The following is a 20,669-nucleotide window of genomic DNA, read 5'->3' on the forward strand; positions in this document are numbered from 1 at the left end:
AGGCAGCATCGTGAGGGACGCCTTTTTTGTTTTTCGCACTGGCCCCGCAGTGGCGCAGAAGGAGTCATGAATGAAAAAGCTCAAACTGGTGATGGTAGGCAACGGCATGGCCGGCGTACGCACCCTCGAAGAGCTGCTCAAGATTGCCCCCGACCTGTACGACATCACGGTCTTCGGCGCCGAGCCCCACCCCAACTACAACCGCATCATGCTGTCGCCCGTGCTGGCGGGCGAGCAGACCCTCGACGAGATCATCCTGAACGATTGGGCCTGGTACACCGATCACCACATCGCGCTGCACACCGGCTTCACGGTGAACGAGGTGGACCGCGTGCGCCGCGTGGTCAGCGCCAGCAACAGCGCGGGCGATCTGGTCACGGCCGAGTACGACCGGCTGATCCTCGCCACCGGCTCCAACCCCTTCATCCTGCCCGTGCCCGGCAAGGACCTGGCCGGTGTGCTCGCCTACCGCGACATTGCCGACACGCAGGCCATGATCGACGCTGCCGCCACCTACCAGCACGCCGTGGTCATCGGCGGCGGCCTGCTGGGCCTGGAGGCCGCTAACGGCCTCATGAAGCGCGGCATGACGGTGAGCGTGGTGCACGTGGGCAACACGCTCATGGAACGCCAGCTCGACGACGTGGCCGGCCGCATGCTGCAGCAGACGCTGCAGGAGCGCGGCATGAATTTCCTCCTCAACGCCCAGACGCAAGAGCTGGTGGGCGGCGCCGACGGCCGCGTCACGGCCGTGAAGTTCAAGGACGGCCGCACGGTGCCCGCCGACCTCGTGGTGATGACCGTGGGCGTGCGCCCCAACACCGCGCTGGCCGAAAAAATGCGCCTGCACGTGAACCGCGGCATCGTGGTCAGCGACACCCTGCAGACCATCACCGACGCCCGCATCTACGCCGTGGGCGAATGCGCCGCGCACCGCGGCGTCGCGTACGGCCTGGTGGCCCCGCTGTTCGAGCAGGGCAAGGTGCTGGCCAACCACCTGGCAGAGATGGGCATCGACCGCTACCAGGGCTCGCAGACGTCCACCAAGCTCAAGGTCACGGGCATCGACCTGTTTTCGGCGGGCGACTTCCAGGGTGACGAACACACCGAAGAGATCGTGATGAGCGACCCCATGACCGGCATGTACAAGAAGCTCGTCATTAAGGACAACAAACTGGTGGGCGCCTGCCTGTACGGCGACACGGTGGACGGCAGCTGGTACTTCGAGCTGCTGCGCGAGGGCCGCGCGGTCGAAGAGATCCGCGACCAGCTGATGTTCGGCCCGTCGAGCGCGGACTGACCGCCTCCATCCACAACCCACTTGCGCAACGCTACCCCAAGGCCACCACGATGAAGACTGCCGCCGCCCGCCTGTCCGCCGCCCTGCACCGCAGAACCCTGCTGACCACCGCAGGCGCCGGTGCCGTGGCCTGCGCCCTGGCCTGGGTGCCGGGGCCAGCACACGCACAGGTCGCCAACCTCAACGACGCCATCAACAAGGCCGGCCGCCAGCGCATGCTCAGCCAGCGCATGGGCAAGGCCTGGCTGGCCCTGGCGCACAAGGTGCAGGAGAACGCCGCACGCCAGGTGCTGGAGCAGTCCGTGGCGCTGTTCGAGCGCCAGCTGGCCGAACTCAAGTCCTACGCGCCCACCCCGGTGATCCGCGAGACCTACGGCCAGCTCGACACCGCCTGGGCCGCCCACAAGGCCACGCTGATGGCCGGCACGCCCGCACTGGCCGGCGCCGCCGCCATGCTGCAGGCCGACGCCAAGGTGCTGGCCCTGGCCCATCTGGGCACCGTGCAGTACGAGGCCGCTTCGGGCAAACCTGTGGGCCACCTGGTCAACGTGGCGGGGCGCCAGCGCATGCTGAGCCAGCGCATGGCCAAGTTCTACCTGGCGGCGCTGCTGCCAGTGGACGCTGCAGCGGCTGCGTCCGAAATCGCCAAGGCGCGCACCGAGTTCGTGGCGGCCAACGAGGTACTACGCAAGGCACCCGAGGCCAATGACCGCATCCGACAGGAGCTGCAGCTGGCCGACGGGCAATGGGTGTTCTTCGACGCGGCCCTGCAGCGCATGCAGGCCGGCAATGCCACGGGCAACACGGCGAGGCTGGTGTCCGATGTGTTCGTCGCCAGCGAGAACCTGCTGTCCAGCATGGACAAGGTGACGGGCCTCTATGCGGCCCTGGCCAACTGACAGGGCCGCCATCGCCCACCGCCCCACACCATCACCACAAGACCACGGCATGACAGAGACCCGATCCACCTGCCCCTATTGCGGCGTAGGCTGCGGCGTGATCATCGAGAGCGACGGCCCGCAGATCATCGGTGTGCGCGGCGACCCGCACCACCCCGCCAACTTCGGCCGCCTGTGCACCAAGGGCTCCACCCTGCACCTCACGGCCAGCAGCCCCGTCACCCTGCAGACGCGCCTGCTGCAACCGCAGCAGCGCCTGCAGCGCACCGATACGCCCCAGCCGCTATCCTGGGACGCGGCCCTGGGCCTGGCGGCCGGCCAATTCGCCGACATCATCCAGCAGCACGGCCCGGACGCCGTGGGCTTCTACGTCAGCGGCCAGTTGCTGACCGAGGACTACTACGTCTTCAACAAACTGGCCAAGGGCCTGATCGGCACCAACAACATCGACACCAACTCGCGCCTGTGCATGAGCAGCGCCGTGGCGGGCTACAAGCAGACCCTGGGTGCCGATGCACCACCCGCCTGCTACGACGACGTGAAGCACGCGCAGTGCCTCTTCATCGTGGGCAGCAACGCGGCCTGGGCGCACCCCATATTGTTCCGCCGCATCGAAGATGCGCGCGCCGCCAACCCGGGCATGAAGGTCATCGTGGCCGACCCGCGCCGTACCGACACCGCGGGCATGGCCGACCTGTTCCTGCCGCTGCAACCGGGCAGCGACGTGATGCTGTTCAACGGCATGCTGCACCTGATGCTGCGCGAGGGCTGGACCGATGCGAAGTACATCGCCGCGCACACCAACGGCTTTGCCGAACTGCAGGCGCTGGTGCGCGAAGCCACACCCGAGCGCGTGGCCGAGGTGTGCGGCATTTCGGTCGCTGACCTGACCACCGCCGCAAAGTGGTTTGCCACCTCGGCATCGACCCTGAGCCTGTACTGCCAGGGCCTGAACCAGAGCAGCAGCGGCACGGCCAAGAACGCCACGCTCATCAACCTGCACCTGGCCACCGCGCAGATCGGCAAGCCCGGCGCCGGCCCCTTCAGCCTGACCGGCCAGCCCAACGCCATGGGCGGGCGCGAGGTGGGCGGCCTGGCCAACCTGCTCAGCGCGCACCGCGACCTGGCCAACCCCCAGCACCGCGCCGAAGTCGCCGCGCTGTGGGGCGTGGCCGACGTGCCCGCCACACCGGGTAAGACAGCCGTGGAGATGTTCCAGGCCGCCGCCGACGGCGAGATCAAGGCGCTGTGGATTGCCTGCACCAACCCCGCGCAGAGCATGCCCGACCAGGCCACCGTGCGCCGCGCCCTGCAGCGCGCCGAGTTCGTGGTGGTGCAGGAGGCCTTTGCCACCGCCGCCACCTGCGCGTACGCCGACCTGCTGCTGCCCGCCACCACCTGGGGCGAGAAGACCGGCACGGTGACCAACAGCGAGCGCCGCATCTCGCGCGTGCGAAGCGCCGTGCCTGCGCCGGGCGACGCGCGGCATGACTGGGCGATTGCCGTGCAGTTCGCCCAGCAGCTCGAGGCGCGGCTGCGCCCCGGCGCGCCCACCCTCTTCCCCTACACCACAGACCACGCCGACGCAGGCGCTGAAAAGGTATGGCAGGAGCACCGCGAGAGCACGCGCGGACGCGACCTGGACATCACCGGCCTGTCGTGGAGCCTGCTCGAAACCGCCGGCCCCCAGCAGTGGCCCCTGCCGGAGGGCACCACCACCGGCAAGGCCCGCCTGTACGAAGACGGCATCTACCCCACCGCAGACGGTCGGGCCCGCTTTGCCGCCCACGCCTGGAAGCCCGTGGCCGAGCCGCGCGAGTCGCGCTACCCCTTCAGCCTGACCACCGGCCGCCTGCGCGACCAGTGGCACGGCATGACGCGCACCGGCACCCTGGGCCGCCTCTTCGGCCACGTGGCAGAGCCCAGCGTGCAACTGCACCCGCAGGACATGGAACGGCGCAGCCTGCAGAACGGCGACCTGGTCTACGTGACGAGCAAGCGCGGCACCATCGTCGTGCCCGTGCAGGGCGACACCACCGTGGGCGTTTCGCAGGCCTTCATGGCCATGCACTGGGGCAGCGAATTTTTGAGCGGATGCTCGTCCACCGGCGAGCGGCTGGCGGGCGTGAATGCACTGACCACCTCGGCCTACTGCCCCACGTCCAAACAGCCCGAGCTCAAGCACGCAGCCGTCAAGATTTTGAAGGCCGAGCTGCCCTGGACGCTGCTGGCCATGGCTTGGCTGCCCGCCGGCACGGCGCAGGCCACGCGCGAGGCGCTGTCTGCGCTGATGGCGCAGTTTCCGTTTGCCAGCTGCGTGCCCTTCAGCAACAACACGCCGTTGAATGAACCCGGCCGCGAGCGCGTGGGCGTGCTGCTGCGCGCCGCTGCGCACGAGGCCCCGCCGGACGCGATCATCGAGCGCATCGAATCGCTGATGGGCCTGGCCGGCACCGACACGCAGCGCTACGCCGACAAAAAGCGCGGCCAGCGCCGCGCCGCGCGCCTGATGCGCCGGGCCGACGCCACCACCCTGGAAGGCATCGTGCTGGCCGGCGACACCAGCGCCGAAGGGTGGCTCAAGACCCTCCTGCAGGAAGAACTGCCCGCCCAAAGCTACGGCCGCCTGCTGCTGGTCCCCGGCGCCAAGGCCCCGGTGGCCGTGCAGTCGCGCGGCAAGACGGTGTGCACCTGCTTCAACGTGGCGGACATCGCCATCACCACCGAACTGGCCCGCTGCCACGGCACCGACGCCGACCGCCTGGCCCAGCTGCAAGGCACACTGCGCTGCGGCACCAACTGCGGCTCCTGCTTGCCCGAACTCAAACGCATGGTCCGCGCCACCGGCCCCCTGGCACCCAAACCGCTGGCGCAGGCCACCATATAACCAAAAGTTGTCTGGCTTAAAGGAAAATAGCGCCTCAGTTCCCTTCGAACCCCCACAAGGACTTGTGCAACAGGGCTCCAGCTAGGCATTTTCGGCGCAGACAGTACTTGCGTACGGCAAGCCGAAATAACGACGCTGGAGCCCTGTTTCACAAGTCCCGCTAAAAAAATACCATGGGCATCAGTCAGTACATCAAGGAAATTGGGCGTGGCGCGCGTGGCGCCAAGCCACTCACGCGCGACCAGGCCACCGACCTGTTCGGCCAAGTGCTGGACGGCCACGCGAGCGACCTGGAGATCGGCGCCTTCTGCCTGGCCATGCGCATCAAGGGCGAGACTGCCGAGGAGATGTGCGGCTTTCTTGATGCCACGCACCAGCGCCTGGCCCTGCTGCCTGCCACCGACCGCCCGCTCATCGTGCTGCCCAGCTACAACGGCGCGCGCAAGCTGCCGGTGCTGACCCCGCTGCTCGCCCTGCTGCTGGCCCGCAAGGGCCTGCCCGTGCTGCTGCACGGCATGCGCACCGAGGCGCGCCGCATTTTGGCATCGGATGTGCTGCTGGCGCTCGATATACCTGCGCTGACAGCTCCTGAAAAAATAGCAAATGGAACCGTGCGCCACATCCACACCCAGCACCTGCACGCAGGCCTTGCCCGCCTGCTGGCCGTGCGCGAGGTGGTGGGCCTGCGCAACCCGGGGCACAGCGTGGTCAAGCTGATGAGCCCGTGCGCTGGGCCGTCGGTGGTGGTCACCGCGTACACCCACCCCGAATACTTCGAGATGCTGCAGACCACCTTCCGCACGCTGGGCATGACCGCCCTGCTCTCGCGCGGGCTGGAAGGCGAAGTCGCCACCGACCCGCGCCGCACCCCGCGCTACGACGGCTTCATCCACGGCGCACACGAGGTGCTGGACGCCCAGCAGCCCGGCACCGCCAGCGAGGTGCCCGGCCTACCCGCCGAGATCGACGTGGCCACCACTGCCGACTACACGCGCCGCGTGCTGGCGGGCGAGCTGCCCATTCCGCCCGCCATCGAAAAACAGGTGGAACACATCTTGCACCTTGCGGATCAAACAGCCCCGGAGACATCGCCATGAGCCGCCCCACGCCACCCGCCAGTCCCTCCACAACTGCCGCCGCAGTCACCTTGACGCCCCACCTGGGCACCGGCGGCCGCTGCACGCTGGTCGGCGCCGGCCCGGGCGACCCGGAGCTGCTGACCATCAAGGCCCTGAAGGCCATCCAGGCGGCCACGGTGCTGCTGGTGGACGACCTGGTGAGCGACGCCATCGTGGCCCACGCCCCGCCCACCGCCCGCGTGGTCTACGTGGGCAAGCGCGGCGGCTGCAAGAGCACGCCGCAGGCCTTCATCGAAAAGCTGATGCTCATGGCCGTGAACGAGGGCGAGAACGTGGTGCGCCTGAAGGGCGGCGACCCCTTCATCTTTGGCCGCGGCGGCGAAGAGGTGGAGCACCTGCGCGCCGCGGGCGTGCAGGTCGAGGTCATCAACGGCATCACCTCGGGCCTGGCAGGGCTGACCTCGCTGGGCGTGCCGCTGACCCACCGCGAGCATGCGCACGGCGTGGTGTTCGTCACCGGGCATGCGAAGCCTGGCGATGCGGGCACCGACTGGCGCCAGCTGGCGGCCACGGCCCGCGATGCCAAGCTCACGCTCGTGATCTACATGGGCGTGAGCGGCGCCGGGACCATCGAGCAGGAGCTGCTCACCGGCCTGGCCGCCCACACCCCCGTGGCCATCATCCAGCACGCCAGCCTGCCCCAACAGCGCCACGCCATCACCACGTTGGGCGCCTTGCACGCCACCATCACCCGCGAGGGGCTGGCCAGCCCCTCGGTGATCGTGGTGGGCGATGTGGTGCGCGGCGTGGCGCTGGCATCGCAGGATGTGCCGATGGCACGCCGCGCGGGCTAGCGCGTCAGGTACGGCATGGACTGGCGGCCAGGGCGGGCCGCAGTGCACTGCTGCGGCGCCAATGCTGACCCACAATACCCCGCGGCCGCGGTGCGTGCGCGGCCTTGCGCCCACGGCTGCGTAGCGCAGCGGGCGGCCAGCGGCGCCTTGGCTGATGGCCGGGCTGCCCCGCTGCATCGCTTGCTCGTCGAATGAACATTGGCCCGGCTATTGCTTGTTGTTCGTATCTGAATGCAACAAGCACAAGGACCACCATGGCAGCCTATCCCGTTCCCTCTCGCACCGGCATGCCTGCATCGCCCTCCACCCTGCCGGCACCGTCCCCCGCCGCCTCGCGCGACACCGACATGTCGCTGGTCAACCTTGCCGCACGCCAGCGCATGCTGTCGCAGCGCATGGTGCTGCAGACCGTGCTGGCCGCCGGTGGCAGCGAGCTGCACTTGAAGGCTGCGCGCACCACGCTGGCCCTGTTCACCGCCAGCCAGGCCCGCCTGGTCGACACGCCGCGGCACCTGGATGCAGCAGACGCTGAGCGCGTCCGCAAGGTCTACGGTGCCCCTGGCGGCGTCGGTGCCACCATCGATGCCTTTGCCCGCCAGGTCGGCACGGCGCTGGACCTGACCGAAGCCCGCAGCCCCCGCGTGGAGGACGCACTGGCGCGGCTGGTGGAAAGCACCGATGCCGCGCTCGAAGCGCTGAACACCGCCACCACGGTGTTCGACCAGGTGGGCAAGGCCAAGGCCGAGGTCCTCATGAAGGAGATGGCTGGCATCGTGGCCTCCATCCAGACGGTGGCGCGCGAGGCCAAGGTGGTGAGCTTCAACGCCCAGGTGATGGCCGCCCGCGCGGGCCAGCATGGACGGGAGTTTGCGGTGGTCGCTAATGTGCTGTCGGGCATCACCAACGAAATCGACGGCCTTTCGCTCCAGGCCGTGTCGCTGGCGGGGCGCAGCCGCAGCGCCGCCTGAGCGGGGCTCGCTCGGGCCACTCGCCGCAGCGTGGTCCGCTGGCTCGTTGACACGCAAAACGTCGGACGGCGTCGCGTTGTGTGGTGTGGTGTGGTGTGGCACCGAGCTGTACACCGCTGCATGGCGAACCGTCGCCCTTGGCTCGGTGCCGTTGCACCGTGATCGACAAAGCGTATGTGGGACGCGGCCAACACCCCGGCGCGTCCCTAACAGGCGCTTACAAGGTGGGCCCAATACCTCGGCATTTGCGTGCTTGGCGGACCTATGATTTCCGTAGAAATTGCCTGCCCGGCCACCCGCTGGACTCCCTGATCGGGAGACGCACGGCACCCAACACCCAGCCAGAGAGGATTCCATGCAGCTCACCACACTTTGCCAACGCCTGGCGCTCGCCGGCTGTCTGCTCGCCACCTGCAGCGGCGCCTGGAGCTACTCCATCAACGCCGGGAAGGTCACCGACAGCGCCGGAAATGCGGTGCAGCTGCGCGGCGTCAACTGGTTCGGCTTCGAGACCCAGACGAACGTGGTGCACGGCCTGTGGGCCCGCAACTGGAAGGACATGATCACCCAGATGCAGCAAAGCGGATTCAACGCCGTGCGGCTGCCGTTTTGCCCCGCCACGCTGCGCGGCAATGCCCCCAACAGCATCGACTACAGCCGCAACGCCGACCTGCAGGGCCTGTCGGCCATCCAGGTGATGGACACCATCGTGCAGGAGCTCAGCCGCCGGGGCATGTATGTGCTGCTGGACCACCACACGCCGGACTGCCAGTCGATCAGCGAGCTCTGGTACACGCCGAGCTACAGCGAGCAGCAGTGGATCGCGGACCTGACCTTCCTCGCGCAGCGCTACGGCGGAGTGGCCGGCGTCATCGGCATCGACATCAAGAACGAACCCCACGGCGCAGCCACCTGGGGCACGGGCAACCAGGCCACCGACTGGAACCGCGCGGCAGAACGCGCTTCCGCCGCTGTGCTGCAGGTGGCGCCGCACTGGCTGATTGCGGTGGAAGGCATCGGCGAGAACCCCGTGTGCTCCAGCAACACGGGCCACTTCTGGGGTGGCAACCTGGAGCCGCTGGAATGCACGCCGCTGAACATCCCCGCCAACCGCCTGCTGCTGGCACCGCACGTCTACGGCCCCGACGTGTATGTGCAGCAGTATTTCAATGCGGCGGATTTCCCGGCCAACATGCCGGCCATCTGGGACCGGCACTTCGGCCGGTTTGCGCAGGCCGGCTATGCGGTGATGCTGGGCGAGTTCGGCGGCAAGTACGGCCGGGGCGATGCACGCGACGTGCTGTGGCAGAACGCGCTGGTGGACTACCTCGTGACCAAGGGCATGCGCAGCGGCTTTTACTGGTCGTGGAACCCCAACAGCGGCGACACCGGCGGCATTCTGAACGACGACTGGGGTACCGTGCGCGCGGACAAGGTGCAGTTGCTGCAGCGACTGTGGGGCAGCGTGGCACCTGCACCTGCACCTACGCCAGCACCGGCTCCGACACCAGCTCCCGCGCCCGCACCCACGCCGGCTCCGGCTCCGACTCCCGCTCCGGCCCCCACCCCGGCACCAGCACCTACGCCAGCACCCGCACCCAATTTCTCGGTCGTGCAGATCATGGACAGCGACTGGAGCGCCGGCTATTGCCAGCGCGTCCGAGTCATCAACATGGGTTCGGCGTCCGGCAACTGGGCCGTCAACATCCCCGTCAGCGGCACCATCAACAATCTGTGGAACGCCACCTGGACGCAATCCGCAGGCCGCTTGAGCGCTTCGGGTGTGGCCTGGAACAAAACCCTGGCCGCGGGCGCCACGGCCGAGTTCGGCTTTTGCGCGGCGCGCTGAACGGCGGCTTGCACCACGGGCCAGCGGCTTCACAGCTGGCCACTGCGGCCACGGTCACCACGGCGAGCCGCGCTGTCAAGGCGCGGCGCTTGCCGGGGACTGCAGGCTAGGTGCCTGCCGTCTCCCGCACCTGCGTGAACCGCTCGGCCAGCTCCTTGCGCAAGGCCTTGCGCAGCAGGGCGGCCTCCCAACGGCGCTTCTCGTCTGCCGTGGTGGGCGACAAGGGCGGCACCTTCACCGGCTTGCGCGACTCGTCCACTGCCACCATCGTGAAAAAGCAGCTGTTCACATGCCGCACCACCTGCGTGCGGATGTCTTCGGCCACCACTTTGATACCAATCTCCATCGACGAAGAGCCGGTGTAGTTCACGCTGGCAAGGAAGGTCACCAGCTCACCCACATGGATGGGCTGCAGGAACATCACCTGGTCCACGCTCAGCGTGACCACGTAGCAGGCCGAATAGCGGCTGGCGCAGGAATACGCCACCTGGTCCAGCAGCTTCAAGATGGCCCCGCCGTGCACATTGCCCGAGAAATTGGCCATGTCGGGGGACATCAGCACGGTCATGCTGAGTTGGTGTGAGGGGATGTTCATGCTGGAATTTTAGGTGGGGGTGGGATGGGGTGCGTCGCGCCCTCGCAACGCCGCGACCGCTAAACTTGGGGCAGCACAACCCATGCCACGGCGCGACCGGCCGGTCACTGCAGACCGTCACCCCCGCCGCCCCAGGCCACCGCCGGCACGCGGCCCATACCGATACCAGGCACACGATGCCGGAGGGAACTACAACATGCTCGAAATTGACAAGCTCAATGAATTCACCGAAAGCCACGGCGCGCTGCGGCGCGGGCGCGGCCTCGTCTCGGGGGTGATCGCCCTCACGCTGGCCATCCTGTGCTTTCTGGGAGTGCTGGCGTTTCACTTCCCCGAATATCTGACGACCCCGCAGCTGCGCAAGAGCTACGACGTCACGGTCATCCGCAACATCATGCTGGGCGCGATGGCCGTTGCAGGCGGCATCTCGCTGGTCAACATCCTCTTCAACCGCTCCCGCTGGCTGGCCACCTTCGCCTTCGCCATCGTGGCGCTTGCCGCCTTCCTGGGCGGCCACAAGGTCGAGGTGGACCCCAACTTCCCGGACAACACGCCCTACATCGGCCTGGACTGGTTCATCCTCGACCTGCTGGGCAGCTCGCTCATCTTCATCTTCATCGAGAAGCTGTTCGCGCTGCGCAAGGACCAGCCCATCTTCCGCGAGGAGTGGCAGACCGACTTTCACCACTTCATCGTGAACCACATGGTCGTGGGTTTCGTGCTGCTGGCCACCAACCTCATCGTGCACAAGTTCTTCGGCTGGGCGGCCAGCGACGGCATCCGCGGCTGGGTGCAGGGCCTGAACTTCTGGGTGGCGCTGTTCCTCATCGTGCTGGTGGCCGACCTGGTGCAGTACTGGACGCACCGCGCTTACCACGAGGTGCCGGTGCTGTGGCGCCTGCATGCCGTGCACCACAGCGTCAAGAGCATGGACTGGATGGCCGGCTCGCGCCAGCACATCCTGGAGCTGCTGATCACCCGCACCCTGGTGCTGGCGCCCATCTACGTGTTCGGGTTCTCGAAGGAAGTGATTGACGCGTACATCGTCGTCGTGGGCTTCCAGGCGGTGTTCAACCATGCCAACGTGAGCGTGCGCCTGGGCCCGCTGCGCTACGTGCTGGTCACGCCCAACTTCCACCACTGGCACCACAGCCAGGATCAGGAGGCGCTGGACAAGAACTATTCAGCGCACTTCGCGTTTCTGGACTACCTGTTCGGCACGGCCGTGAAAAGCGACAAGCTCTGGCCCGAGAAGTACGGCGTGCTGGGCGACTACGTGCCCAACGGGTTTGTGAAGCAGTTCAAGTTTCCGTTCACCTGGAAGGGCTGAAACGGCGTCCGTCGCGCGATCGAAGAATGGCGCGGTCAGAGCGTGCTCAGTTCCTTCTCGAGCGTCCTCAACTGCTCGCGCAGCTCCTCGGTACGGGCCTCGCAGGCAGACTTTCCCTTGGCCACCGCAGCCGCCGCTTCCTGCGCGAACTGATTGCCGGACGCAATGGATTTGCGCAACGGCCCGGCAGTGGCCACGGCCTCTGCCGGGGCTGCTGAGCACTCCCGCTGGTTGCGATCAACAGCAGCACGTGCCTGGGGCACACCCTGGTTCTGCAGGTAGTTCTTGCGTTGCCACGATGGGCCGAATGCGCCCTCTTTCCCGGTGGACTGCGCGGGCGCGATGGGCGTGGCGCCCTCCATGGCGGGCCGCGCCTCGATCTTCTCGCTCTGCCCACCCACGCACGGCGCATCCTGGAACGCCACCTTGCCATCGGCACCCGTGCATTTGTTGATGGCCCAGGCCGGGGCCAGAAAGCCCAGGGCCAGGGCGCAGGCGGCATAGCGGATGGTGGGGTGCATGGATCTGTCCTCGGAATACGGCGGCGCGTGCCGATGGCCATCCTACAGCGCCACACGGCCGATGGTCCAATGGCGACACCCTACAATCCGCCGCTCCCATGACCACCCCATTCTTTGACGCCATCATCATCGGCGCCGGCGCTGCCGGCCTGTTCTGCGCGGGCCAGGCGGGCCAGCGGGGCCTGAAGGTTCTGCTCATCGACCATGCCGAGAAGGTGGCCGAAAAAATCCGCATCTCGGGTGGCGGGCGCTGCAACTTCACCAACCGCGACCTGGACCCGGCTGCGCCGCACAAGCACTTTGTCGGCCAGAACCCGCAGTTCTGCCGCTCGGCGCTGTCGCGCTACACGCCGGCGGACTTCATCGCGCTGGTGCAAAAGCACGGCATCGCCTTTCAAGAAAAGCACAAGGGCCAGCTGTTTGCCGACCGGTCGGCTGAGGACATCATCGCCATGCTGCTGGCCGAATGCGCAGCGGGCGGAGTGACGCACTGGCAGCCGTGTGGCGTCAAAAAATTAGCCTTTTTGCCCTGTACCGCTGGTCCAGAAAACGCTCGCAGCTATCAAATTGATACGGACCGAGGCCCCGTGCAGACGCGCTCGGTCGTCATCGCCACCGGCGGCCTGTCGATCCCCAAGATCGGCGCGACGGACTTTGGCTACCGGATGGCACAGCAGTTCAACCTGCCGCTGGTCGAGCGCCGGCCCGGCCTGGTGCCGCTGACGTTCGACGGCGATGCCTGGGCGCCGTTTGTGCAACTGGCAGGCCTGGCGCTGCCGGTGGACATCAGCACCGGTGCCAAGAAAGAACGCATGGCCTTTCATGAAGACCTGCTGTTCACCCACCGCGGCCTGTCGGGCCCGGCGGTGCTGCAGATATCGAGCTACTGGCGCGAGGGCACTCCGCTGGCCGTCAACCTGGCGCCCACCGTGGACCTGCCCGCTGCGCTGGCCCAGGCCAAGTCACGCTCGCGCAAGCTGATCGCCAACGAACTGGCCACGCTGGTCCCGAGCCGCCTGGCCGATGCCTGGGCCGGCCGCGAAGCCGACTGGCAGCGCCCGGTGAACGAGGCCTCGGACAAGGCCCTGGCGCGGCTGGCCGAGCAGTTGGCCCGCTGGGAGCTGACCCCCACCGGCACCGAGGGCTACAAAAAAGCCGAAGTGACCCTGGGCGGCGTGGACACCAAAGCGCTATCGCAGCAGACCATGGAGTGCAAGACGCAACCGGGCCTGTACTTCATCGGCGAGGTGGTGGACGTGACCGGCTGGCTGGGCGGCTACAACTTTCAGTGGGCCTGGGCCAGCGGCCATGCGTGCGCGCAGGCGTTGAAGGCGACACCCCCCTGAGGCCCTGCGGGCCTTCCCCCCGCTCTCGCAGCGCCAGAGCGCTGCGGGCAGGGGGACGACGCCCTCGCTGCGGGGCGGCCCTTGCTCGGCGTCCCTCGCCTGCGCAGCGCATGTTCGGCCGCTACGCCGTCGCAACCGCCCTCACTTGCAGCGCCCGCTGCTGCAACGCCCAGTCTTCCAGCTGCGCCACCGGCAAGGGCCGGCTGAAGTGGTAGCCCTGCAGCTCCTCGCAGTCGAGCACGCCCAGCACCTGCGCGGTGGCCAGGTCTTCCACGCCCTCGGCCACGATCTTGAGCCCCAGCGTGTGGCCCAGCGCGATGATGGCGCGCGTGATGGCCATGTCGGCGGGGTTGTTCAGCATGTCGCGCACAAAGGATTTGTCGACCTTCAGGCGGTCGATGTCAAAGCGCTTGAGGTAGGCCAGGCTCGAATACCCCGTGCCGAAATCGTCGATGGACAGTTGCACCCCCAGCGACTTGAGCGCCGCCAGTTGCTGCTCGGCCGCGTGGGCGTTGTCCATCAGTTGCGACTCGGTGATCTCCAGCTCCAGCCGGTGGGCGGGCATGCCGGTGCGGGCCAGCAGCGCCTCAATGTCGGGCACGAGCAGCGGGTCGGCCATCTGCGCGGCCGACAGGTTGACGGACACCGAGATGTCCGCCAGCGGGTGCCGGGCGCCACCAGTACCGCCACCACTGCCATCCCCCGCTGAGCGCGGCAGCGCCTGCCAGCGCGCCCACTGCTCGCAAGCCTGCTGCAGCACCCAGCTGCCGATGGCGCGGATCATGCCCGTCTCTTCGGCGATGGGGATGAATTCGCTGGGCGGTATGGCGCCGATGGACGGGTTGTTCCAGCGCAGCAGGGCTTCCACCCCCAGCAGGCGCCCGCCCTTGGCCGCCAGGCGCGGCTGGTAGTGCAGGCTCAGCTCGTGGCGCTCCAGCGCGCGGCGCAGGTGCTGCTCCATGGTCTGGCGCGCCAGGGCGCGCTGGTCGGTCTCCACCGAATAGAAGCGCGCCGCGTCACGGCCGGTGGTCTTGGCCTCGTACATGGCAGCGTCGGCGCGGCGCATGAGCTCGTCGATGTCGCCGCCATCCTCGGGGTACACGGCGATGCCCACGCTGCACGACACGTTCAGCTCGTGCCCCTCCACCGGGTGGCTCTGGCGGATGAGCGGGATCAGACGCCGCTCCACCAGCTGCTGCACGTCGTCGTGCCCGGCCACGTCGCGCATCACCACCACGAACTCGTCGCCGCCCAGGCGGCTGACGGTGTCGCGGCTGCGCACGGCCTGTGTGAGGCGCCCGGCCACCGAGCGCAGCAACCCGTCGCCGATGTGGTGGCCCAGCGTGTCGTTGATGGCCTTGAAGCGGTCCAGGTCGATGAACAGCACCGCCACCTTCTCGCCGGTGATGGGCGCCTGCGCCAGCGCCAGTTGCAGGCGCTGCACGCACAGCGACCGGTTGGGCAGCTCGGTCAGCACGTCGTGGTGCGCCAGGAACTGGATGCGCTCTTCGTTGAGCTTGCGGTCGGTGATGTCGATGGCGATGCCGATGTGGTTGGCCACGGCCCCGCCCTTGCTCTCGCGCACGGCAGACACCATGAGCCAGGCCGGGTAGGTCTCGCCGGAGCGGCGGCGAAACCGCACCTCGCCCTGCCAGGATTCCTTGTCGAGCATGGTGCGGCTGATCTGCGCCGACAGCGGCTCGCCGCCCGCCTCTTCCAGCAAGAAGCCCAGGTCCTCGCCGATGACCTCGTAGAAGTCGTAGTGCGTGCTGCGGCAGAACGCCTTGTTCACGCTGATGATCTGCTGCTCGGCGTTCATGATGATGATGCCCTCGGACGAGGCCTCGAACACCTTGGCCCACAGCTCCAGCCGCTGCTCCATGACCTTGAGCACGTTGATCGGCGTGAACGCCGTGAGCACCGCGTCGCGGCCCTGGAACTGCAGGCGCCGCGCCGACAGCACGGCCCACGAAGGCTCGGTGCTGCCCTTCCAGCGCACCTCGAACTCATCGACCGAGCCCTGGTCCGCCAGGCGCTGGAAGAACCGCGCCCGCACGCCGGGCTCCAGCCCCACGGCCCAGGGGTCGGTCTTGCGCCCGCCCAGCCAGTGGCCGGCCGGCGCGTTCGAATGCAGCACCTCGTGCTCGGGCACCGAGGTGACGACCATCGGGATCGGGAACGCCTCCACCAGCTCGCGCTGCGCCTCGGCCGCGCGGGCACTGGCGGCCAGCTCCTGCTGCAGCACGCGGTCGCGGTCGAGCTGCGAGAGCATCTCGTTGAACGCGGTGACCAGGCGGCCGATCTCGTCGCGGCTCGACCAGTGCGCGCGCAGCGTGTGGTCGCCGCTCTTGCGCACCTCGTCGGCCACGCGCGCCAGCTGCTGCAGCGGCTTGGCGATCTGCCGGGCCACCAGCGTCACCAGGCTCAGGATGCAGCCCAGCAGCACCAGCGCCGTGCCCAGGTGCAGCCACATGCGGGCAAACAGGCCCTCCACGCGGCGGTTGAGCAAACGCTCCAGGTCCGCAATGCCCACCGTCCACGCATCGCGCAGGGCACCGAGCACCTGGACCTGCTGCGTTTCCACCTGCGCCAGCGTCAGGCGCGACTCGCCGGACGCCACGCCCTGCAGCAGCGCCTGAAAACCCTCCAGCGACGTCTTCAATGCCTCGCGCTGGACCATGAGGGCAGTGCGCATCTCCGGCGACCCGGCAATGAACGCCTGGTTGTAGTCGGACTCGATGCCCAGCATCACTGCGTCGAGCCGCCCCACCAGCGTGAGCAGCTCCGACGACCATTGCGGCCCGCGCCCCGTGGGCGCCGCGTGAAGGAACACCACGGTGTCGTGCACCGCCTGCAGCAGCTCGGGAAACCGCAGCACCACCAGCGACATGCCGTAGTAGCTGTCCAGGTCCGGGTCCAGGATCAGGTTGGACTGGTTGCCCACCGTGGTGAGCAGCTCGCGCCCTTCGCGCAGCAACTGGCTGCGCAGCCGGGTCAGCGCGATGGTGTCGGTGGCCGGCGGCGGGCTTTGCACCAGTTGCTGCAGCACCGAACTGAAGCGTTCGCCCACATCGTGCGTGCGCAGCTGGTCGTCGTAGGCCTGGCGCACACCCGCCAGCCGCGTGAGGACATCGGCCACCACGGGCGGCTGCTGCTGCGGCGCGGCGAGGAACTGGCCCATCAGCCCATCGCGCAGCACGGCGGCGTAGGTGGTGCCCACGATCTCCTTGCGCGTGAAGTCGATGGCCACGTACTTCTCGTGGATCAGGATGCTGGAGACGTAGATCACCGCCGACAGGTCCAGCAGGTAGATGAGCATGAGCTTGCGGCCCACACTGAGGCGGCCCAGCCAGCCCGAAACGCGGTGCATGAATGCCATGGTCTTGGTGTCTGCGCGTGGCGGGCCCCGGTCAAGAGGGCCCGCGTTCGCGGTGAATGTTGCTGTTACAACATGAAGCAAATTCCACGCCACGCGGCGCCTTTGAGCCCGGCCCAGCAAGGTTCGGTGCGCTTTCCTTCTCCGCGTACAGGGTAGCCAATGAGCCGCCCGGGCACGTTGCGATCAGGGGTGCGCTCCAACTGCTTGCACTACTTGGCGGGACAAGGGCTATAATCTCCGGCTTTGCTGGCAATGCCCCGTCGGCCAAATACTAGTTACAGACGGGGAACCCGCCACACACGGCCTTCAGGCTCGATCTCCTGGAGTCCCTCTGTGGGCACATTTTGGAAACCATTTAGCTAATGACTACGATCCGCGTAAAAGAAAACGAACCCTTTGACGTCGCACTGCGCCGCTTCAAGCGCACCATTGAAAAGCTCGGCCTGCTGACCGACCTGCGCGCCCGTGAGTTCTACGAAAAGCCCACCGCCGAGCGCAAGCGCAAGAAGGCAGCCGCCGTGAAGCGTCACTACAAGCGCGTTCGCAGCATGCAACTGCCCAAGAAGCTGTACTAAGTACAACTTCGGCTTTGCCCCTCACCGGGCAGCCGCCAAACCCGCGCTAGGGACGCCAAGCGCGGGTTTTTGTTTTTTCGGGTCTGCACAAAGCCCCTCTGGCGTCGTTGCAGCGCCTTGCCGTATCGAGACTACTGTCTGCGGCGCTGCGCCTAGCCAGAGGGGCTTTGTGCAAACCCTCCTTCTCTGCCTGACTTAATAAAAAAGGAAGCTGCCATGAGCCTCAAGGAAAAGATCACCGAAGACATGAAGACCGCCATGCGCGCCAAGGACAGCGAGCGCCTGGGCACCATCCGCCTGCTGCAGGCCGCGATGAAGCAAAAGGAAGTGGACGAACGCATCGAGCTGGACGACGCTGCGGTCGTGGCCATCGTGGACAAGCTCATCAAGCAGCGCAAGGACTCCATCACCGCCTTTGAAGGCGCGGGCCGCCAGGACCTGGCCGACAAGGAAAAGTCGGAAATGGCCGTGCTGCAGGCCTACCTGCCCGAGCGCATGTCGGCCGACGAGACGCTGGCCGCCGTCAAGGCCATCGTGGCCGAGCTGGGCGCTGCAGGCCCCGGCGACATGGGCAAGGTCATGGGCGTGGTCAAGACCCGCCTGGCCGGCAAGGCCGACATGGGCCAGGTCTCTGCCGCCGTGAAGGCTGCGCTGGCGGGCTGATCGCAACGCGGTGCCACGGCGCCACGGCGCTGCGGCGCTGCGGCGCTGCGGCGCTGCGGGTGGCCTCGGCCATCCACTATCAAAATAATAGCTGCTAGCGCTTGATGGACAAGCGGTAGCGGCTATTTTTTCATCAAGGGCTGAGCGACCGCCGGGCCTGCGCCTGCAGACCCCGCCCCCTGTGCGTCCAAGACCTGCCCGCCTTGCGGCTGCACCTTGCCCCACTCCGTGCGGAAGTACTCCTCCAGAAACTCCACACACACCCGCACCTTGGCCGACCGGTCCAACCGCGTGGGGTACACGGCCCATACATTGGCCTCCTGGTACCAATCGGGCAGCACCTGCACCAGCCGACCAGAGCGAAAGTGCACGCCCACATCCCACAACGAGCGCAGCGCGATGCCGCGGCCATCCACGGCCCACTGCACCACCATCTCGCCGTTGTTGGCCGAGAGCGGGCCGCGCACCTTCACCGTCTCGTCCACCGCGCCGCTGCGCAGCCGCCACACACCGAACGGGTGGTCGCGCTCCTTGATCACCAGGCAGTCGTGGCTGGGCAGCTCGGCCAGCGTGCGGGGTGTGCCGTGGCGCGCGAGATAGGCGGGGGCGGCGCACAGCACCCGGTGGTTGTCGGCCAGGCGGCGGGCGATCAGGTGCGGCGCGATCTCGTCGCCCACGCGCACGTCCAGGTCAAACCCCTCGCCCGCCACATCCACCAGCCGGTCAAAGACCTCCAGCCGCACCTGCAGGCCCGGGTGCTGCTCCACCAGGCGCGACAGCGCAGGCGCCACGATCTGGCGGCCAAAGCCGAAGCTGCTGCTCACCCGCAGCTGCCCGCGCGGCTCGCGCCGGGTGATGGCCACCTCCTGCAGCAGCTGGTCCATGTCGTCCAGGATGCGCTGCGCCCAGTGGAAGACGCGCTCGCCCTCCTCCGTCACCGCCACGCGCCGGGTGGTGCGGTGCAGCAGCTTCACGGCCAGCTCCTGCTCCAGCAGGCGGATGCGCTTGCTCACGTACGCGGGCGAGACGCCCAGCTCCGTGGCCGCATCGCCAAAGCTGGCTTTGCGCACGACCACGGTGAACACGCGCAGGTCGTCGGTGGCCGGGTTTTTATGCACGATGTGTGAAGAATAAGAGCACAGTTGCCGGATTGTATTTTTTGGTGGCCTGCCGAACAATCCTGCTACACCCTGATTTTTTCTTCCTCTCTCCAGACCCAAAGGAACCCGCATGAGCACCAGCCCCACCTACAAGATCGCCGTCATCCCTGGCGACGGCATCGGCAAGGAAGTCATGCCCGAAGGCCTGCGCGCGGTGCAGGCCGCCGCCCAGCGCTTCGGCATCCAGCTCGAAACCACCACCATCGACTGGGCCAGCTGCGACTACTACGCCGCCCACGGAAAAATGATGCCCGACGACTGGAAGGCGCAGCTGTCGGGCATGGACGCGATCTTCTTCGGCGCCGTCGGCTGGCCCGCCACCGTGCCGGACCATGTGTCGCTGTGGGGCTCGCTGCTCAAGTTCCGCCGCGAGTTCGACCAGTACATCAACCTGCGCCCCGTGCGCCTGTTCGAAGGCGTGCCCTGCCCCCTGGCCGGCCGCAAGCCCGGCGACATCGACTACTACGTGGTGCGCGAGAACACCGAGGGCGAGTACACGTCGCTCGGCGGCATCATGTACGAGGGCACCGACCGCGAGATCGTGATCCAGGAGTCGGTCTACTCGCGCCACGGCGCCAACCGCCTGCTCAAGTTCGCGTTCGACCTGGCCCAGAGCCGCGCCAAGAAGCACGTGACCCTGGCCACCAAGAGCAACGGCATCGCCATCAGCATGCCCTGGTGGGACCAGCGCGCCGACGACGTCGCCAAGGCCTACCCCGACGTCAAGCTGGACAAGCAGCACATCGACATCCTCACCGCCCGCTTCGTGCTGCAGCCCGGCCGCTTCGACGTGGTGGCCGCCACCAACCTGTTCGGTGACATCCTGAGCGACCTGGGCCCCGCCACCACCGGCACCATCGGCCTGGCGCCCTCGGCCAACCTGAACCCCGAGCGCAATTTCCCCAGCCTGTTCGAGCCCGTGCACGGCTCGGCGCCCGACATCTACGGCCAGAACATCGCCAACCCCATCGCCATGATCTGGTCCGGCGCGCTGATGCTGGACTTCCTCACGCAGGGCCAAGGCGCAGGCCGCGCCGCGCACGATGCCATCGTGGGCGCGATCGAAGAAGTGCTCAAGAGCGGACCGCGCACGCCAGACCTGGGCGGCAGCGCCAACACCACGCAGGTGGGCGAGGCGGTGGCAGCGTTGGTGGCACGCAACTAAATACGCAGCGCGTTGGCTGAAATGCGGGCGCGCAGCCAGGCTTCAGGCAGCGCCAGCGAGCCGATCTGTGCGTTGGATGGCAGACTGCAGGCTTCGTGG

15 protein-coding genes and 1 pseudogene are annotated in these 20,669 nt (G+C 67.6%); 12 read left to right on the forward strand and 4 right to left on the reverse strand.

Annotated features, from left to right (window positions below):
• Positions 1 to 70: 70 nt before the first annotated feature.
• From ASF16_RS18140 to ASF16_RS18170, 7 genes and pseudogenes are all read left to right on the forward strand, one after another.
• Positions 71 to 1,291, forward strand: a pseudogene (locus ASF16_RS18140) (NAD(P)/FAD-dependent oxidoreductase); the annotation flags it as partial.
• A 59-nt stretch (positions 1,292 to 1,350) separates the two neighbouring features.
• On the forward strand, positions 1,351 to 2,199 hold the full coding sequence (locus ASF16_RS18145; protein ID WP_082517015.1) for a type IV pili methyl-accepting chemotaxis transducer N-terminal domain-containing protein: 849 nt from the start codon (positions 1,351 to 1,353) through the stop codon (positions 2,197 to 2,199).
• 49 nt (positions 2,200 to 2,248) lie between these two features.
• Complete coding sequence (locus ASF16_RS18150) at positions 2,249 to 5,086, forward strand: nitrate reductase (RefSeq protein ID WP_056170414.1); 2,838 nt, start codon at positions 2,249 to 2,251, stop codon at positions 5,084 to 5,086.
• 173 nt (positions 5,087 to 5,259) lie between these two features.
• The gene (ybiB, locus tag ASF16_RS18155) at positions 5,260 to 6,183 is read left to right on the forward strand and encodes a DNA-binding protein YbiB (protein WP_056170418.1); all 924 of its coding nucleotides are present in this window, start codon (positions 5,260 to 5,262) and stop codon (positions 6,181 to 6,183) included.
• A complete protein-coding gene (gene cobA, locus ASF16_RS18160) occupies positions 6,180 to 7,019 on the forward strand; it encodes a uroporphyrinogen-III C-methyltransferase (RefSeq protein WP_200926927.1) in 840 nt (279 codons plus the stop codon). The genes ybiB and cobA overlap by 4 nt, the downstream gene beginning before the upstream one ends.
• A gap of 254 nt (positions 7,020 to 7,273) precedes the next feature.
• Complete coding sequence (locus ASF16_RS18165; RefSeq protein WP_056170423.1) at positions 7,274 to 7,987, forward strand: type IV pili methyl-accepting chemotaxis transducer N-terminal domain-containing protein; 714 nt, start codon at positions 7,274 to 7,276, stop codon at positions 7,985 to 7,987.
• Positions 7,988 to 8,342: 355 nt separating this feature from the next.
• Positions 8,343 to 9,836 (forward strand): cellulase family glycosylhydrolase, encoded by a 1,494-nt coding sequence (locus ASF16_RS18170; RefSeq protein ID WP_056170425.1) that lies wholly within the window; start codon positions 8,343 to 8,345, stop codon positions 9,834 to 9,836.
• 106 nt (positions 9,837 to 9,942) lie between these two features.
• Here the strand turns inward: ASF16_RS18170 and ASF16_RS18175 are convergent, their stop codons facing one another.
• Positions 9,943 to 10,431, reverse strand: a complete 489-nt coding sequence (locus ASF16_RS18175) for an acyl-CoA thioesterase (protein ID WP_056170428.1) — start codon at positions 10,429 to 10,431, stop codon at positions 9,943 to 9,945.
• 196 nt (positions 10,432 to 10,627) lie between these two features.
• Here ASF16_RS18175 and ASF16_RS18180 point away from each other — a divergent pair, with 196 nt between their 5' ends.
• The gene (locus ASF16_RS18180) at positions 10,628 to 11,761 is read left to right on the forward strand and encodes a sterol desaturase family protein (protein ID WP_056170431.1); all 1,134 of its coding nucleotides are present in this window, start codon (positions 10,628 to 10,630) and stop codon (positions 11,759 to 11,761) included.
• Between the two features lie 35 nt (positions 11,762 to 11,796).
• On the opposite strand, the gene ASF16_RS18185 is transcribed toward ASF16_RS18180, so the two are convergent.
• The gene (locus ASF16_RS18185) at positions 11,797 to 12,282 is read right to left on the reverse strand and encodes a DUF4124 domain-containing protein (protein ID WP_056170434.1); all 486 of its coding nucleotides are present in this window, start codon (positions 12,280 to 12,282) and stop codon (positions 11,797 to 11,799) included.
• A 98-nt stretch (positions 12,283 to 12,380) separates the two neighbouring features.
• On the opposite strand from ASF16_RS18185, the gene ASF16_RS18190 reads away from it, so the two are divergent.
• Positions 12,381 to 13,628, forward strand: coding sequence for an NAD(P)/FAD-dependent oxidoreductase (locus tag ASF16_RS18190; protein ID WP_056170436.1), 1,248 nt, complete (start codon positions 12,381 to 12,383; stop codon positions 13,626 to 13,628).
• Positions 13,629 to 13,749: 121 nt separating this feature from the next.
• Here ASF16_RS18190 and ASF16_RS18195 read toward each other — a convergent pair whose 3' ends face one another.
• Complete coding sequence (locus tag ASF16_RS18195) at positions 13,750 to 17,007, reverse strand: EAL domain-containing protein (protein WP_056170439.1); 3,258 nt, start codon at positions 17,005 to 17,007, stop codon at positions 13,750 to 13,752.
• 362 nt (positions 17,008 to 17,369) lie between these two features.
• Here ASF16_RS18195 and rpsU point away from each other — a divergent pair, with 362 nt between their 5' ends.
• Both rpsU and ASF16_RS18205 read left to right on the forward strand, forming a co-directional pair.
• The gene (rpsU, locus tag ASF16_RS18200) at positions 17,370 to 17,582 is read left to right on the forward strand and encodes a 30S ribosomal protein S21 (protein WP_007833691.1); all 213 of its coding nucleotides are present in this window, start codon (positions 17,370 to 17,372) and stop codon (positions 17,580 to 17,582) included.
• 216 nt (positions 17,583 to 17,798) lie between these two features.
• Positions 17,799 to 18,245, forward strand: coding sequence for a GatB/YqeY domain-containing protein (locus ASF16_RS18205; RefSeq protein ID WP_056170441.1), 447 nt, complete (start codon positions 17,799 to 17,801; stop codon positions 18,243 to 18,245).
• Positions 18,246 to 18,367: 122 nt separating this feature from the next.
• On the opposite strand, the gene ASF16_RS18210 is transcribed toward ASF16_RS18205, so the two are convergent.
• Entirely contained in the window at positions 18,368 to 19,363 is a 996-nt protein-coding gene (locus ASF16_RS18210; RefSeq protein WP_235507424.1) for a LysR substrate-binding domain-containing protein, read from the reverse strand.
• A 112-nt stretch (positions 19,364 to 19,475) separates the two neighbouring features.
• Here ASF16_RS18210 and ASF16_RS18215 point away from each other — a divergent pair, with 112 nt between their 5' ends.
• Positions 19,476 to 20,570, forward strand: coding sequence for a tartrate dehydrogenase (locus tag ASF16_RS18215; protein WP_056170444.1), 1,095 nt, complete (start codon positions 19,476 to 19,478; stop codon positions 20,568 to 20,570).
• The last annotated feature ends 99 nt before the right edge of the window (positions 20,571 to 20,669 follow it).

This window comes from Acidovorax sp. Leaf78, assembly GCF_001422735.1.
GTDB lineage: Bacteria > Pseudomonadota > Gammaproteobacteria > Burkholderiales > Burkholderiaceae_C > Acidovorax.